The 15097-nt window shown below is 48.5% G+C and carries 15 protein-coding genes; 12 read left to right on the top strand and 3 right to left on the bottom strand.

Annotation, left to right across the window (positions count from 1 at the left end):
* Positions 1-16 precede the first annotated feature (16 nt).
* Complete coding sequence (locus HMPREF9473_RS19795; protein ID WP_006781987.1) at positions 17-517, bottom strand: helix-turn-helix domain-containing protein; 501 nt, start codon at positions 515-517, stop codon at positions 17-19.
* Positions 518-530: 13 nt separating this feature from the next.
* Positions 531-1280 carry a hypothetical protein gene (locus tag HMPREF9473_RS19790; protein WP_187388719.1) on the bottom strand — a complete coding sequence of 250 codons (750 nt, stop codon included), beginning with the start codon at positions 1278-1280 and terminating at the stop codon, positions 531-533.
* Between the two features lie 160 nt (positions 1281-1440).
* Here HMPREF9473_RS19790 and HMPREF9473_RS19785 point away from each other — a divergent pair, with 160 nt between their 5' ends.
* Genes HMPREF9473_RS19785 through HMPREF9473_RS19775 form a run of 3 tightly spaced genes read left to right on the top strand, consistent with a single transcriptional unit; the run spans position 1441 to position 6196 of the window.
* Positions 1441-3165: a glycoside hydrolase family 3 protein gene (locus tag HMPREF9473_RS19785; RefSeq protein WP_006781985.1), complete on the top strand. Its 1725-nt coding sequence runs from the start codon at positions 1441-1443 to the stop codon at positions 3163-3165.
* Between the two features lie 23 nt (positions 3166-3188).
* On the top strand, positions 3189-4670 hold the full coding sequence (locus HMPREF9473_RS19780) for an MFS transporter (RefSeq protein ID WP_006781984.1): 1482 nt from the start codon (positions 3189-3191) through the stop codon (positions 4668-4670).
* 23 nt (positions 4671-4693) lie between these two features.
* The gene (locus HMPREF9473_RS19775) at positions 4694-6196 is read left to right on the top strand and encodes a sulfatase-like hydrolase/transferase (protein WP_006781983.1); all 1503 of its coding nucleotides are present in this window, start codon (positions 4694-4696) and stop codon (positions 6194-6196) included.
* Between the two features lie 103 nt (positions 6197-6299).
* Here the strand turns inward: HMPREF9473_RS19775 and HMPREF9473_RS19770 are convergent, their stop codons facing one another.
* Positions 6300-7037, bottom strand: a complete 738-nt coding sequence (locus HMPREF9473_RS19770; protein ID WP_187388718.1) for an IclR family transcriptional regulator — start codon at positions 7035-7037, stop codon at positions 6300-6302.
* A gap of 363 nt (positions 7038-7400) precedes the next feature.
* On the opposite strand from HMPREF9473_RS19770, the gene HMPREF9473_RS19765 reads away from it, so the two are divergent.
* The 9 genes from HMPREF9473_RS19765 to HMPREF9473_RS19725 are packed head-to-tail and all read left to right on the top strand — an operon-like array spanning position 7401 to position 15010.
* Complete coding sequence (locus HMPREF9473_RS19765; RefSeq protein WP_006781981.1) at positions 7401-8690, top strand: 2-hydroxycarboxylate transporter family protein; 1290 nt, start codon at positions 7401-7403, stop codon at positions 8688-8690.
* A 16-nt stretch (positions 8691-8706) separates the two neighbouring features.
* Positions 8707-9465 (top strand): DUF362 domain-containing protein, encoded by a 759-nt coding sequence (locus HMPREF9473_RS19760; RefSeq protein WP_006781980.1) that lies wholly within the window; start codon positions 8707-8709, stop codon positions 9463-9465.
* Positions 9462-10091 carry a hypothetical protein gene (locus tag HMPREF9473_RS19755; protein WP_006781979.1) on the top strand — a complete coding sequence of 210 codons (630 nt, stop codon included), beginning with the start codon at positions 9462-9464 and terminating at the stop codon, positions 10089-10091. The genes HMPREF9473_RS19760 and HMPREF9473_RS19755 overlap by 4 nt, the downstream gene beginning before the upstream one ends.
* 14 nt (positions 10092-10105) lie before the next feature.
* On the top strand, positions 10106-10660 hold the full coding sequence (locus HMPREF9473_RS19750; protein WP_006781978.1) for a 2-oxoacid:acceptor oxidoreductase family protein: 555 nt from the start codon (positions 10106-10108) through the stop codon (positions 10658-10660).
* A complete protein-coding gene (locus tag HMPREF9473_RS19745; RefSeq protein WP_006781977.1) occupies positions 10641-10919 on the top strand; it encodes a 4Fe-4S binding protein in 279 nt (92 codons plus the stop codon). Before HMPREF9473_RS19750 ends, HMPREF9473_RS19745 begins: the two co-directional genes overlap by 20 nt.
* On the top strand, positions 10920-12119 hold the full coding sequence (gene porA, locus HMPREF9473_RS19740) for a 2-ketoisovalerate ferredoxin oxidoreductase subunit alpha (protein WP_006781976.1): 1200 nt from the start codon (positions 10920-10922) through the stop codon (positions 12117-12119).
* Entirely contained in the window at positions 12112-12981 is an 870-nt protein-coding gene (locus HMPREF9473_RS19735) for a thiamine pyrophosphate-dependent enzyme (RefSeq protein WP_006781975.1), read from the top strand. Before porA ends, HMPREF9473_RS19735 begins: the two co-directional genes overlap by 8 nt.
* Before the next feature lie 11 nt (positions 12982-12992).
* Entirely contained in the window at positions 12993-14075 is a 1083-nt protein-coding gene (gene buk, locus HMPREF9473_RS19730; RefSeq protein ID WP_006781974.1) for a butyrate kinase, read from the top strand.
* Positions 14076-14089: 14 nt separating this feature from the next.
* Entirely contained in the window at positions 14090-15010 is a 921-nt protein-coding gene (locus HMPREF9473_RS19725; RefSeq protein ID WP_006781973.1) for a bifunctional enoyl-CoA hydratase/phosphate acetyltransferase, read from the top strand.
* Positions 15011-15097 lie beyond the last annotated feature (87 nt).

Here is a 15097-nt window from a genome sequence, read left to right as displayed (position 1 = left end):
CGTATCACGCCCTGTATTACGCCCCGGATGGAGAGCGTATGGATTTGCGGTAATCGCTGGGGGACATGCCAATCTGTTTCTTGAACAGCTTTGTAAAATAGGCCAGGTCATAAATTCCCACTTTCTGGCCGATGGCCTGAATCTGCATGTCGGTGCCGTTGAGACAGACCAGTGACTCCTCGATCCGCGTTTTGTTTACGTACTCAGTCAGGGTTATGCCGACTTCTTTTTTGAACAGATGGGACAGATAGCTGGCATTGATATTTAACTCTCCCGCGATGGCTTTTAGGGACAAATCGGAAGCCAGATTCGCTTCTATCATAATCAGCACCCGCTGAATCAGCCTGGAATACTCACACTCTGCATGATTCTGTATCAGCAGACAGTACTGGCGAATCATATCCTGCATAATGCGTGTCTTGTGCTCCGGATTGGTCAGCGCGTCAATGCGGAAAGAAAACTTCGCCGATATTTTCCCCAGATAATAGGGATGGACGTTGGCCTGTTCCGCGGTCATGCGAAGGGAGGTGTTAAACACAATCAGCCAGTTTTTTGGCGTCCTTCAGCGGATTGGAGAAGCGCGGACCGGGAACTTTTGCCAGGAACTGATGCATCAGCTGAATGGCGAGTTTGGCATTGGTGGTTTTTACAGCGGCCAGCAAATCTGCCATCAGCTGATACCTGGCCTCGTTGTCCTGAAGGGTGTCTTCCGGCTCCGAAGGCTCCGCGGAATACTCCCCGTAAAGCATCTGCTCGTCAAAGGGTGTTGTCACGAAATCAACGGTGTAGGAGTTCTGGCTCCCGTACACTTCGTCCATGAAGGTGAGAATGAGAAGAACGAACCGCTCTTCCTGGCTCACGAAGGGAAGGGAATAATAGTAGGATTTAAAACCGGACATTTTATTGGTCGGCACCTGGAACTGTCTGGCGAGACGGTATATCAGCGGTTCATCAAACTTGACGTAAGAGTAGGGGCCGATGAACAGACAGTTACCGTCCGGAAGATAGGCCAGCACATAGTGGCAGCCGTAGGTGTCGGTCAGAAAGTAGACGGTTTTCAATTGGCAGGCATCCAGCATGCTGTGCAGCAGCTTTTCATATTCCGGAGATTCAAACAGATAATCACGCAGCCCGTTGTCAAATACGACGGGCTCTTTGATTGGAGGAGAGAGCAGATAACTGTGGATATGGCTGGCTTCTAAGTATCTGCGAAGAAACGACATAATGATCTGGTACATGGCGGCTCCTGTTCTGGCGGCGGCAACGGGTTCTTTTGTCATGATTATAGTATGGATGGTGATTTTTGGCAAGAAGTCAAAATATTACAAAACCAAACAAAAATAGTCATAACGGATACTAGGCCTTTTCAGTAAAATGTAGTCATCGATGGGAAGCTTCCAAATCAGAGTTTTTGTAACAAAGCATGAGGAGAATAAATGTATGGTTGATTTAAAAGCAATGCCGTTTTATCTGAATGACGAACAGATTGCGTGGGTGGAAGACACCATAGCGGGTATGACTCCGGAGGAGAAGATCGGACAGCTGTTTATCATTTTTAATCAGAACCGAAATCCTGACTATATCCGAAAGGTGTGTGAAAACTATCACATCGGCGGGCTCCGGTGGATGGGAGGGACTCTGGAGGAAGTCTATGAGCAGAACCGTCTCTACCAGGAATACAGCAGGATTCCACTGCTAATTGCCGCCAACTGCGAGACCGGCGGGAACGGCGCCGTCGCCGAGGGGACGATTGTGGCCACCAATGCGGCCTGCGGCGCCTGCGAGACAACCCAGGCGGCCTATGATATGGGGTATGTCAGCGGTGTGGAGGCGTCTGCGATTGGGTGCAACTGGAACTTTGCGCCGGTCACCGATGTGCTGTTAAACTGGCGGAACACGATTGTGAATACCCGGTGCTTTGGCGATGAGCCGGACACGGTGGTACGGATGGCGAAGGCATATATGGATGGGGTACACCGCCACAACATTGCCTGCTGCGCGAAGCATTTTCCAGGGGACGGAAGTGAGGAGAGAGACCAGCATCTGGTGATGGGATGTAATGATTTATCCTGTGAGGAGTGGGATAATGTCTACGGAAAGGTGTACCGGGAGCTGATTGACAGCGGTCTGGAGAGCATGATGATAGGCCATATCTGCCAGCCCGCCTATACCAGAAGGTTTCGGCCGGATGCGTCGGATAAGGATATCATGCCGGCCACCCTTTCGCCGGAACTGCTTCAGAATCTTTTGCGGGAACAGCTGGGATTTAACGGGCTGATTGTGACGGATGCCTCCCACATGGCGGGGCTAACCTGCTCCTGTCCGAGAAGTGAGCAGGTTCCGGGAGCGATTGCGGCCGGGTGCGATATGTTTCTGTTCTTCCACGAGCCGGAAGAGGATTTGAAGTACATGATGGACGGGTATCGAAATGGCGTCATTACGGAGGAGCGGTTGAGTGACGCGCTTCACCGCATCTTAGGAATGAAGGCGCACCTAGGTCTCTACCACCTGGAATTTCCGGACCGGAAGGGACTTGACATGGTTGGATGCGGGGCGCATCATCAGTATGCGGCCAGAGCTGCTGAGGAAGCGGTTACGCTGGTGAAAGACACGCAGAAAATTCTGCCGATTGACCCGGAGAAGAGGAAGCGTGTAAAATTGTACTATATCGAGAGCGAGCCGGCCAGCATTCTGGACGGGACGGATGCCTCCAAGCACATCGTAGTGGAGGAACTGGAAAAGGCAGGTTTCGAGGTGACGCTTCACGAGAATTTCTATGAAATGGAGCGGAACCATCCCTCTCCCCGGAATAAAGGGCTGATTCGGGCCTGTGAGCCGGTGGAGGAGTTAAAGGCGCGGTATGACCTGATTATGGTCTTCGTACATATAAAGGGCTATGCCCAGGAGAATACTATGAGAATCCGCTGGTCAGCCGGTCATTCCAATGAGATACCGTGGTATAGCGCCGATGTGCCGACGGTCTGCGTATCGTTGAACTATACCAATCATTTATATGAACTTCCCATGTTCCGGACGTTTATCAACGCCTACTGCCCAACCAGGGAGTACATTCATGCGACGGTCATGAAGATAACAGGGAAATCGGAGTTTAAGGGACATTACAATGACACAGTCTGGTGCGGACGCTGGGACACCAGATTATAAAACGATAATGGGGGATTATTCGGATGGAGAATCAGAAGAAATATAGAAGACGTGCGACATTGATTGAAATGCTTTTTGCATCCTGGCTTGGACTTTGCTTGAATGCCAGCACAAATTTTGCTAATTATTTTTCTTATTATTTAACGGGGATTGTGGGAGTTGGAACGGTACTTGCAGGCTCTTTTATCACTATTTTCCGTATTTGGGATGCATTTACGGATATCGGGATGGGAGCGATTCTGGACAAGACAAATACAAAAATTGGAAAGTTTCGTCCGTGGATTATCATTGGCGCTGTCACGGTGCTGGTTTCTTCCTGGTGCATGGTCAATGTGCCTGTTATGATGCCTGAAAATGTGGGTCTGCGGCTGGCGGCTTATGTGGTTTCCTACATGATATTTGTCCTTGGAACGACAATGCTAAATCCGGCGGCACGGGCGGCCGGGCAGATTTTGACGGAGGACCCAAAGCAGAGGGCAACCATTGGAATGATACGGGGGGTATCCATTCAAACGCTTTACTCTGTACTCCCGGTTATTGTATTTTCTCATATTATTCCAAAAACGAAAGGGTTCAATCTGGAATTCTTCCGCACTTACTGGCTGGTATTTGCTGCAATTATTCTTGTGTTTTCAATTCTGGCTTTTTATGGATTTAAGGACAAGGACACCTATCAGAAAGAGGTGGTAACGAAGAGGCAAAAGGGTTTTGACTGGAAAGAGGCGGTGGATGTGATAAAACATAACCGTCCATTGCAGATGCTGATTCTTTCGGCTGGCAGCGACAAATTGGCTACGGTGTGCCAGAGCAATGCTACGATTGTTGTGATTCTGTATGCGATTGTGGCGGGAAATGCCAAACTGAACAGCGGGGCAAACTCCTATACGCTGATTCCCTGTATTCTGATGATTATCCTGGGACTGGGCGGCGTGGCAAGGAAATTCGGCTCCAGGAAATCCATGTTGTTTGGAAGTATTGGCGGAATTGTGGTATGTGTTCTCAGCATCCTTCTGTGGGTGTTTGGTGACCCGAAGACCTTTAATTTCCCGGGTTATGAAGGGTTTAGTGGCTGGAGCTTCTTCACGCTTGCATTCCTGGTGCTGTGGTGTCTGTACAAAGGATTTACCATGGTGACCTCCAATGTCACCAATCCGATGATTGCGGATGTAATCGATTATGAAATGTATCGGAGTGGAAAATATGTGCCGGGTCTGGTAGCCAGCTTGTTCACATTTTCGGACAAAGTGATTTCCTCCCTTGCACCGACACTGGTCAGCTTTTTGATTGCGGCAATCGGTTTTCGGAATGAACTTCCAACTATTGACACTCCATTTTCCAATAAACTGTTTGCTATCGGGTTGTTTGGAATGTACGGAATAGTCATCGTCGGCCTGATCGTCAACCTGATTGCCATGAAGCTGTACACGCTGACGCCGGAGATGATGGAAGAAATCCGGGTGGAGCTGCATCGGAGAGAGGAAGCGGGGGGCTCAGAACCGGCATAGAATGGGAAAGGGGATTTGTTGTGATGGAAAAACCGGATATTTTAATTTTGATGAGTGACCAGCATGGTGCGGATTATAGTGGGTGGGGGAGTGTTTCGGTTGATACTCCCGAACTAAATCAATTGCGCGGGGAGGGAACTTCCTTTGAGGAGGCGTATACGCCGTGTCCAATCTGCGTGCCTGCCAGAATGTCCGTCATGTCCTCTCTGCTTCCTTCCAGGACAGGAATATACAGCAATCAGGATACCTTGTCTGATACGGTTTCCTGCTTCACCCACGCCCTGGTGGCGGAGGGGTATGATACGGTTCTGGCAGGCAGGATGCATTTTATTGGTGCCAATCAGCGTCATGGGTTTACAAAACGGATTGCTCCGGATATCACACCGGTCAGCTGGCAGCGGCCATTTCAGAAAATCAAGGAAGAGCGGGGCGTTCTGACGGCGGCGTTTGCAGACTGGGGCGCCACTGAGATTGTCGGGGCGGGGGAATCGCCGGTGGAGCATTATGACAGGATGGTGATAGATGCCGTTCTTGATTATTTGAAAGAAGAGCATGATAAACCCCAGTTTATCCTGGTTGGAACCTATGGTCCCCATTTTCCATACATCACTAATGAGAAGCTGTATCGAAAGTATTATGAAAGAGTGACGATTCCAAGGGGATTTGACCGGCGGGAAATACCGGATTATCTGCTGAAAAATGAAGTCCTTGCCGGCCGCATGAAGGAAGAGCATGTGACGGAAGAGGTGGTTCGCGGGTGTCTGGCCGCTTACTGTGGACAGATTGAGATAATGGATGGGCAGATTGGAGAAGTGAAGCGGGAATTTCAACGCTATGCCAAGAGAAACGGTCATAAAGCGGTTATGGGGTATGTCTCGGACCATGGTGACTGCGTAGGTGAAAATCGTTTGTTTGGCAAACGGAATTATTCCGATAAAGCGTCAAAAGTTCCTATGATATTTGCCGGAGATGGAATTCCTGCCGGCCATTGTGTGACTTCCCCTGTCAGCCTTATGGATTTGGGGCCAACGGTCTGCAGTATGGCAGGGACTTCCTTTGAAATTGGGGATGGGAAATCACTTGTGGGGAGAATGCAGGGCGAGGTGGACGACGGCATGGTGGTCAGCCAGATGGTGGATGAGACAAATCGTGGGTTCGTGGGAAGCATCATGCTGCGGTATGGAGACTATAAATTTATACATTACCATACGGAGGTCCCTCAAAGTATTTTATTTGACAGGAAGGAAGACCCGGAGGAGATTTGCGATATTGCGCAAAAACAGCAGGAACTGACTGCCTGGTTTGAGGAGAAAGCTGCGGAAATTGTTGATTACGAAGTGATGGAGCAGCAGGCAAAAGAACATAAACGCAATGCCTTGTGGTTCCAGGCATATGAACGGTCAGCAGGGTTAAATGATTCCGAGCGGTGGCAGGGAAATCCGCCTTCCGCCAGGGGAGAACTTTCTATAAAGGCTGCATACAATCTGGAGTGTATGGAGAATTTTACATTTAAAACGTTTTTGTAAGTAATGCGACAGGAAGGCAGAGAATAAAGTTTGGTAAAACGCCAGAGAGACGGAAGTCTTTCTGGCGTTTTCAAATGTTTTTTGTGTTTCTGAGGAAACTTTATCAGCTGATACTTTCCGAAATGAGCTTTGCCGCATCCATCACTTTCTTCGGATATTCTGAGAGATGTTCCGTCATACGTACCGTTGGACCGGAGATGCTGATGGCGGCGATCGGTTTCTGGCTGGTGTCAATGACGGGAGCGCCGATGCAGGTAAGTCCAAGTTCATCTTCCTCAATACTTAAACAATAACCGCTGCGCCGGATTTCTTCCAGCGATTCTAAGAGTTTTTCAGGTTCGGTAGTCGTGTGCGGGGTCATAGGGGTCAGCTGCACATTTTCTAAAAAGTTATGGATAAACTCGTCTCCCATAAATGCAAGCATGGATTTTCCCGTGGCGGTGGAGTAGCAGGTTTTCGGAAGGCCCACGAAGGACTTCATATGAAATGCAATACCACCGTCAATCTTATCAATAAAACGGATATTCCAGTCATCATCCCATATGGCCAGATGTACGGTTTCGTGGACATTCCGCTGAAGCTCCTCTAAATACGGGCGTGAAGCCTGCAAAATCTCCATGCGGGCCAGCACAACGGAGCCGAAATACGAAAATTTCATTCCGAGACGGCACCGGCCATACTTGTCCTTTTTGACAAATCCCCTGGCTTCCAGTGTAGCTACGAGACGGAAAACCGAACTTTTCCCCAAATCCAGCCCATCTGCTATTTCAGTCAGTGTCAAAAAATTATGTTCTCCTAACAGTTCTATAATTCGCAGTGCGTTTGTCACGGACTGCAGCATATATTTTTCATTTTGATCTTTGGTCGTATTTTCCACAATCATTATCCTTTCCAGATTTATTATTATAGTTATAACAAAATGCGGTTTGAGTTGCAACCTTCTTTTACCGGCTTTTAACAGTATCTGAAAGGAAAACAGCGCTTCTATTTATTATGAAATCCAGTATTGACAAAACATGCGGAAAGGAATAATATAAAGACATAAAGTTCGTATAAAGAAAATGAAGTTCATATAGAGAACTTGCGGAAGGAGGAGATTGGAAAAAAGAAGAGTAATATAGAGATTTCCGGATGAAGAGTCAAGTTTAGAAGATGCTTAGTGGGGGAAGTTAACTAAAAGTGAAAGGGAGAAAGGAAGGCTCGTATGAAATTAAAAAATTTAGGGTGGCTGGCGTTTGTGATTGGTCTTGTTACTGTAATTCCGTTAACGCTGACGGAAAAGCTGCCCGGTGATCTTATGGGGTGTTTTGCATTGATGTTTGTCTTCGGTATCGTATTTGGTGAGATTGGGGACAGAGTAAAGTTTATTCACGACTGGATGGGTGGGGGCCCGATTCTGTGCGTGTTTGGACCGGCTTTGCTGATGTATTTTGGGATTCTGCCTGCAGGACTTAAGGACATTATGAAGAACTTTATGGATAACATTAATTTTTTTGCATTCTTTATTTCCATAATGATTGCGGGGGCAATTTTATCGCTGTCCAGAAAAATTATTATCAAGTCTACATTAAAGTTTTTACCGGCCATATTGGGTGGACTTCTGATGTCGGGGGCGCTGGCGTTCCTGGTGGGGGCAATCACCGGTTATGGCGGAAAGAATGCTTTGTTTAATCTGGCAATTCCAATTATGGGTGGAGGCGTAGGCGCGGGGGCACTGCCGCTTTCACAGATTTATTCCGGCCACTTTGGGGGAGAAGCGGAGACGATTTTATCCGTACTGATGCCGGCCGTAGTACTTGGCAATGTAGCCTCGATTATTCTGGGCGGATTATTAAACCGTGTAGGAAAAAAGAAACCGGCATTAACGGGCAATGGTCAGATCCTTAAGATTGCGGACCCCGAACTGTCAAGAGAACTGGAGGAAGAAGACAAAGAGATCAACGGAGCGCCGATTACCTATGAAGGTCTGGGCGCAGGCTTCTATATCGCCATGATTGCTTATATGGCGGCCCTCATCATTAATAAGTTCGTCTACAGCGGGCTCCATACATACGTTTACTTAATTATTATTCTGACCCTTGTCAAGGCCTTTGGTCTTCTGCCCAAGCACCTTGAGGTTGGCACAATCCAGTGGTCAAGAACATGGACAAAGAATCTGCTCTATGCAGCGCTGATCCCAATCGGCATTTCCAATATTGATATTAGTAAAACCATTGAGGCTTTGACGAATCCAATTTATCTGGTACTGGTGCTGGTGATCGTTATCGGGGCGGCAATTGGAGCAGGACTTGTCGGTCACTTTATGGGACTTTATGAGGTAGAGGCAGCCATTGCGGCGGGGCTTTGTATGTCAAACATGGCTCAGACCGGAGACCTGGCTACTCTGGCGGCGGCAGACCGCATGGAACTGCTTCCATATTCCTCTTATTCGTCCAGAATTGGAGGCTCTGTTGTGCTGGTACTGGCGGGAATTTTGCTGAATTTTATTCATTAATAGGAGGAGTGAAATCATGTATATCAATCAGGAAAAATGTGTGGGTTGTGGAAAGTGTGTGCCATATTGCCCCAGAGATGCGATACGGATTGAACAGAGGAAAGCAGTGATTGATTTAGACGCGTGTGTGGAGTGCGGTGTCTGTCTTAAAAATGCCGGCTGTCCCCGGGATGCGGTATATAACATTCATCTGGAAGCGCCGAGGGCGTACCGGAAGGCATTTTCAGACCCATTCGGAAAACATGAGAATACCGCACTCAAGCATGCGGGAAGAGGGACGGAGGAAGTAAAGACCAATGATGTAACCGGTGTGGTACATAGTCTGGACATGATTACCTTTGCCGTGGAACTGGGCCGCCCGGGAATCGGCTCAACGTTCCGTGACCTGCAGACGATTCTGCAGGCAGTAGCTCCTTATGCGGAAACGTTTGAAGTTAATAATCCGGTAACATCACTGATTACAGACAGGGAAAAGGGACTTCTTGATCCATCTGTGCTGGATGAGTCCGTAATGAGTGCAATAGTGGAATTTTCCTGCAGGCTGGATCACGCAGCTTCGGTACTCCGGGCGCTTAAGGAGGCATCACAGCATATTGATACGGTATTCAGCCTCTGTATTATCTGCCGCGTGGATGAACGGGATGATTCTCTTCCGGTTATGAATATGATAAAAGAACTGGGTCTGGACCTTCATGCCGCATCAGCTAAAACAAATCTGGGTTTGGGGAGACCGCGTTATGAAGATCGAATAAAGGAAGGAGGTGCTGCGTTATGACACATACGCTGCACAGAGTGAAGACCCGTTCCGGGCAGAAAGATGATTATGTAGTATTAATTATGCCGGCACGTGGCATTAACAATCAAAACAGTGTGGAAATATTCCGAAAATATCTGGACCTGATGGATCAGTTCGGTCCTGTAAATATGGGCGCCATTGGGTGCGGAAATTTTGCCACGAACTCACTGGAAGAGATCAAGGCAAACTTAACACCGGATGTTCCCATGGTTCACGGTGTATTTGACACCAGGGACAAGCTGATTGAGGTAATGAAGGCATTAAAGGAGGCTGATTATGGATATTCCGTTGTAGTTTCGGGACTTGTGGATGACGTAGACTGCTGTGCAAAAACGGCGGGGATTCAGCGTCATTCGGTGGATATTTCCCTTGGAATATGGGGGAATGTGGATAAACTTCCGGAAACCCAGGTTTTGGAGATTACTACGATGTGTGGTCATGCCATGATATCAGCCGGTCTGGTTACGAAAATGGTGGAAGATATACGGGCAGGCAGAAGAACGGCAAAGGATGCCGCAGAGGAATTATCGAAGCCCTGTGCCTGCGGGATCTTTAATCCACATAAGGCGGAGCGTCTGCTGTTGGAACTCGCGGAAAAATTATAGGACGGAGGAGAGACATGATTAAACTCAAGTTTTTTGGCCTGGGAGGCCAGGGAATTGTGACGGCAGCGAAGACGTTGTCTGAGGCGGTGTCCATCTATGAAGAGGAATATGCGATTACGGTACCGGCATATGGGCATGAACGACGCGGAGCCCCTGTCAATACCAGCATTATCATAGACAGTAAACCGGTTTTGTTAAACTGCTTTGTCTATGAACCTGAGATCGTTCTTGTGTCTGATGACAGTTTTTTGACAAGAGAGATTGACATTGGCGCAGGTATCAGTGAAAACTCGGTTCTGGTACTCAATACAGGGACAGAAGATATAGCAAGGCAGTTTAAAGAAAAATTTGGCTTCCAGGAGGTCTATTATGCAGACGCCACTCACATTGCATGGAAGAATATAAAGAGAAATATTCCTAACAGTGCCATGCTTGGTATTCTGGCGAGAACAGGGATCGTAAAAATAGAATCCGTGATGGCAGCTGTTCAGTCCACCTTTGGAACCAAGGCAGGCAGTGCAAATGCGGATGCGGCAAAGGAGGCTTACGATGAAACTAGAAAAATTTAGGGCTGAGGGACCGATTGCTGCCATATTCGGCGCAGTGAATACCGGTTCCTGGCGTCAGGAATACCCGGCGGTGGACTACGAAGCCTGCATAACATGTGGCACCTGCCAGAGATATTGTCCTGTCGATGCCATAACAATAAGAAAAGATCAGGAAGATTGTGTGGTATTTGCCTGGGACTTCTGCAAGGGCTGCGGAATCTGTGCCAATGAATGTCCGAAAGCGTGTATAAAAATGATGCCTGTGGGAGGTGGGAAATAAATGGCTCAGTATAAAATGTTGGACGGAAATGCTGCTGCGGTGCAGGCTGTGAGCATGGCGGGAGTGAAAGTGGTTTCCGCATACCCAATTACACCCCAGAGTCCTATTGCGGAAAAACTGTCGGATTTGATTGCGCAGGGGACATTGGATGCAAACTATATTCGTGTAGAATCAGAGCATTCCGCCTTGAGCTGCGCGCTGGGGGCACAGCTTACCGGGGTCAGAGCAGCTACGGCTACGGCGTCTGTCGGCCTTGCGCTCATGCATGAAATCTGCAATGCAGTCTCCGGTATGCGGGTTCCATTGGTAATGCCGGTAGTAAACCGGGCTCTGGCATCACCGTGGAGTCTGTGGTGCGATCATCAGGACAGTATGGCGGAGCGCGACAGCGGCTGGCTCCAATTCTACTGTGAAAATGTGCAGGAGATATATGACCTTTTGCTGATGGCTTACAGAATTGCGGAACATGAGCGGGTTTTGCTTCCGGCGATGGTGTGTTTTGATGGCTTTTTCCTGTCGCATTCTATGCAGAAGGTATCGGTGCCGGGACAGGACGAGGTAACGGACTTTGTGGGACCGTATCGGAAGAAAAATTATTGGCTGGATCCTGCGGACCCTGTTTTTATCAATGATCTCATTTCCATGGAAGAATTTACGGAGATGAAATACCAGATGATGAGGGGATTTGAGGCGGCCGAGAGTGTGTTCCAGGAGACCGCTAAGGAGTTTGAATCCAGATTTGGACGGAAGATTCAGATGCTTGAGGGATACAGGACTGAGGATGCTGAGACAATCCTGATAGGAATGGGCTCCATGACAGGGACAATGAAGTATTTTGTGAACGAACAACGGGAAAAAGGAGAAAAAGTAGGGGCGGTAAAGGTGACCAGCTTCCGGCCGTTCCCGGCAAAGCAGATGAAGGCGCTGGTACAGAATGCAAAGAGGATTGCTGTATTTGACAGAAGCGCCGGTCTCGGCGCCGCAGGAGGACCTCTTTTCCTGGAGACGGTAAGCGCTGTGGGAGGAGACCGTATTATAAAGGATTATATAGGGGGACTGGGTGGCAGAGACGTAAACCCGGCGACGATCAAACGGATGTATCAGGATATTCAGCAGGCAGAAGCTGCCTCGGATGTACCGGTCTGGATTGACACGAAGGAGAATCCAATGGAAATCAGGGAGGTGCTCAGATATGTATAAGATTGAAACAGAAGCAAAAGACCTTGTATCCCATGGAGTTAATGCCTGCGCAGGCTGTGGCCTGGAGCTTGTTTTCCGAAATGTAATCCGGACGTTAGGCGAGGATACCGTTGCAATTATTCCACCGGGGTGCGCAGCGCTTTTTAGCGGGATTGATAACGTGACGAATATGAAAATCGCCGGTTATCAATGCAATCTGGAAAATACGGCCGCGTCAGCAGCCGGAGTGAGAGCCGGTCTCGATGCACAGGGAAATAAGCATACGACAGTTCTGGCTTTTGCCGGAGACGGCGCTACCGCAGATATTGGCCTTCAGTCACTCTCAGGAGTGATGGAACGCGGTGACCGGGTGCTGTATGTCTGCTATGATAATGAAGCCTATATGAATACGGGAATTCAGGGCTCCAGCGCTACGCCCTACGGCGCCAATACAACCACCACTCCTGCCGGAAAACCTACCTATAAGAAAGATTTGCTTAAGATTGCCATAGCCCACCATATTCCATATGCGGCATCGTGTTCTGTGGCAAACCTGCCGGATCTGGTGAAAAAAGTAAAGAAGGCGAAAGACGTGAATGGTCCGTCATTGCTGCATGTACATACTCCGTGTCCTACCGGCTGGGCATTTCCGCCGGCAAAATCCATTGAGGTGTGCAGAATGGCCATCGAAACCGGGGCCTGGGTTCTGTATGAATACGAGGAAGGGCGGATTACAGTCAATAAAAAGGTGAAGGAATTAAGGCCAATTGGGGATTATTTATCACTCCAGGGGCGCTTTAAGAACATGACAGAGGCCGATATGGAAGTCCTGCAGAGGGAAACGGCTGCCAGATACGAAGAACTTCTTGCGTCAGAAGGGTGAGAGGAGGAGAGATGGGGAAAGACTATCGAATTCTGATTACCAATGGGGGTTCTACCTCTACCAAAATTGCAGTACGAGAAAATGATAACATACTTTTATCGGTATCGGTTAAGCATACGACGAAAGAACTGGAGCAGTATCAAACGGTCTGGGAACAGTATGATTACAGGAAACAGGCGATCTTAAAGGTATTGAAGGAAGCGGATATCACACTGGAATCTCTGGATGCCCTGGTGACGCGGGGAGGAAACATGCGGGCTGTGGAAGGGGGAATCTACGAAATCGGAGAAGAGATGCTTGAAGATATGAAGAGCGGCATCTATGGCTCCCACCCATGCTCGGTCTGCAACCAGATTGCCTACGACATGGGAAAAGAGCTGGGAATCCCGGCATTGGTGGTAGACCCGCCCATGACAGATGAACTGTGCAGCGAAGCCAGATTTTCCGGGTGCGCTGCTATTCAAAGAATATCCAGCTTTCACGCGTTAAACCAAAAAGCGACGGCGCGGAAGATCTGTGCGGAAATTGGGAAAGCCTATGAAGAGACGGATATGATCGTTGTTCATCTGGGGGGAGGCATATCCGTAGGAGCTCACAGGAAAGGCCGTGTGGTCGATGTCAACAATGCTCTTGATGGGGATGGTCCGTTTTCTCCGGAGCGATCCGGTGATTTGCCTGTGGGAGCGCTGATACGGCTCTGCTATTCCGGACAGTATACCTGCCAGGAGATGCTGCGCCAGATAAACGGGCGGGGCGGTCTTGTCAGTTACCTAGGCACTGCGGACTGCTTAGAGGTGGAACGGCGGATAAAAGAAGGGGATGAACTGGCGGAAGCTGTCTATCGCGCCATGGCGTATCAGGTGGCAAAGTCCATCGGAGGAGCGGCTGCGGTTCTGAGCGGTCATGTGGAAGCGATTGCATTTACCGGAAGCCTGGCATACTCTGATTATTTTATGGGACTGATAACAGAACGGATCGGTTTCATAGCGCCGGTGTATCTTTATCCGGGGGAAAATGAGATGGAAGCGCTGGGAGATGGCTGTCTTCGATATTTAAACGGGCAGGAAGCAAAAAAAGTATATCCAAAACATTAAATGAGAGGCGGAAGATGATAAAACGAATCAGAGACATTGAACAGTATTTAGACAGAGAAAATCCGAAGATCATTGGAGTAGCTGCGGCCGAAGATCAGGATATTATGGAACTGGTAAAAGAGATGGAACAACGCCGGATTGCCCGATTTGTATTGGTTGGCGACAGTGAAAAAATCACGGGACTTTTAGAAGAAAACGGGATTTTGAAAGAAACGGTTTCTGTAATCCATTGCCCGGATCATGGTGAAGCGGCGAGAACCGTCGTGAGACTGGCAAAATCCGGTGAGTGCGATCTGATTATGAAAGGAAATCTTCATACATCCGTATTCTTAAAGGCCGTACTGGACAAGGAAAACGGGCTGAATACCGGAAAAATGCTGTCGCAGATTACCGTATACGATAGACCCGGCGGGGACGGGATTCAATTAATGACCGATTGTGCCATGGCCATAGAACCGGGGCTGGAGGAAAAGAAGGCTATTATTGAAAATGCGGTGGAATTGATGCGGCGGCTGGGATATGACTATCCCAAAGTAGCGATGGTATCCGCCTTGGAAGTGGTAAATCCCAAAATTCCGGATACGATGGATGCCGCAGTGCTGAGCAAAATGTGCGACAGAGGTCAGATAAAAAACTGTATCGTCGATGGTCCCCTGGCGTTAGACAATGCCGTCTCAGAGGAGGCCGCCCGCCACAAAAATATTACAGGTCCCGTAGCGGGCCACGCTGACATTTTGGTATTTCCAAATCTGCAGGTAGCAAACTGTGTTTTTAAATCACTTATTTTCTTTGCCAAAATGGATACCGCCGCAGTCATCATGGGAACAAAAGTGCCCGTAGTCATGACATCCCGGACGGACACGGTAGAAAACAAAATGCTGTCGATTATGTTTTCCATTTATTTATCAGGGAAACCGGTCCTTGATCATTCGTGAGGCTGTTATCAAAGTATGTATTAAGCACCATCAGAGGGGCTGTAAAAAAACTCCCCTAAAAGAAAAATCGCTGAGGTCGTGAGACTT

The sequence above is a fragment of the Hungatella hathewayi WAL-18680 genome (genome assembly GCF_000235505.1).
Classification (GTDB): Bacteria; Bacillota; Clostridia; order Lachnospirales; family Lachnospiraceae; genus Hungatella_A; species Hungatella_A hathewayi_A.
The sequence above is the reverse complement of the archived record's forward strand: the minus strand, read 5'-3'. Positions and strand labels throughout refer to the sequence as shown.

Coding starts and splice junctions, on each gene's coding strand:
- HMPREF9473_RS19795 (WP_006781987.1), bottom strand. CDS start 517: ATGACCGCGGAACAGGCCAACGTCCATCCCTATTATCTGGGGAAAATA.
- HMPREF9473_RS19790 (WP_187388719.1), bottom strand. CDS start 1,280: ATGACAAAAGAACCCGTTGCCGCCGCCAGAACAGGAGCCGCCATGTAC.
- HMPREF9473_RS19785 (WP_006781985.1), top strand. CDS start 1,441: ATGGTTGATTTAAAAGCAATGCCGTTTTATCTGAATGACGAACAGATT.
- HMPREF9473_RS19780 (WP_006781984.1), top strand. CDS start 3,189: ATGGAGAATCAGAAGAAATATAGAAGACGTGCGACATTGATTGAAATG.
- HMPREF9473_RS19775 (WP_006781983.1), top strand. CDS start 4,694: ATGGAAAAACCGGATATTTTAATTTTGATGAGTGACCAGCATGGTGCG.
- HMPREF9473_RS19770 (WP_187388718.1), bottom strand. CDS start 7,037: ATGCTGCAGTCCGTGACAAACGCACTGCGAATTATAGAACTGTTAGGA.
- HMPREF9473_RS19765 (WP_006781981.1), top strand. CDS start 7,401: ATGAAATTAAAAAATTTAGGGTGGCTGGCGTTTGTGATTGGTCTTGTT.
- HMPREF9473_RS19760 (WP_006781980.1), top strand. CDS start 8,707: ATGTATATCAATCAGGAAAAATGTGTGGGTTGTGGAAAGTGTGTGCCA.
- HMPREF9473_RS19755 (WP_006781979.1), top strand. CDS start 9,462: ATGACACATACGCTGCACAGAGTGAAGACCCGTTCCGGGCAGAAAGAT.
- HMPREF9473_RS19750 (WP_006781978.1), top strand. CDS start 10,106: ATGATTAAACTCAAGTTTTTTGGCCTGGGAGGCCAGGGAATTGTGACG.
- HMPREF9473_RS19745 (WP_006781977.1), top strand. CDS start 10,641: ATGAAACTAGAAAAATTTAGGGCTGAGGGACCGATTGCTGCCATATTC.
- porA (WP_006781976.1), top strand. CDS start 10,920: ATGGCTCAGTATAAAATGTTGGACGGAAATGCTGCTGCGGTGCAGGCT.
- HMPREF9473_RS19735 (WP_006781975.1), top strand. CDS start 12,112: ATGTATAAGATTGAAACAGAAGCAAAAGACCTTGTATCCCATGGAGTT.
- buk (WP_006781974.1), top strand. CDS start 12,993: ATGGGGAAAGACTATCGAATTCTGATTACCAATGGGGGTTCTACCTCT.
- HMPREF9473_RS19725 (WP_006781973.1), top strand. CDS start 14,090: ATGATAAAACGAATCAGAGACATTGAACAGTATTTAGACAGAGAAAAT.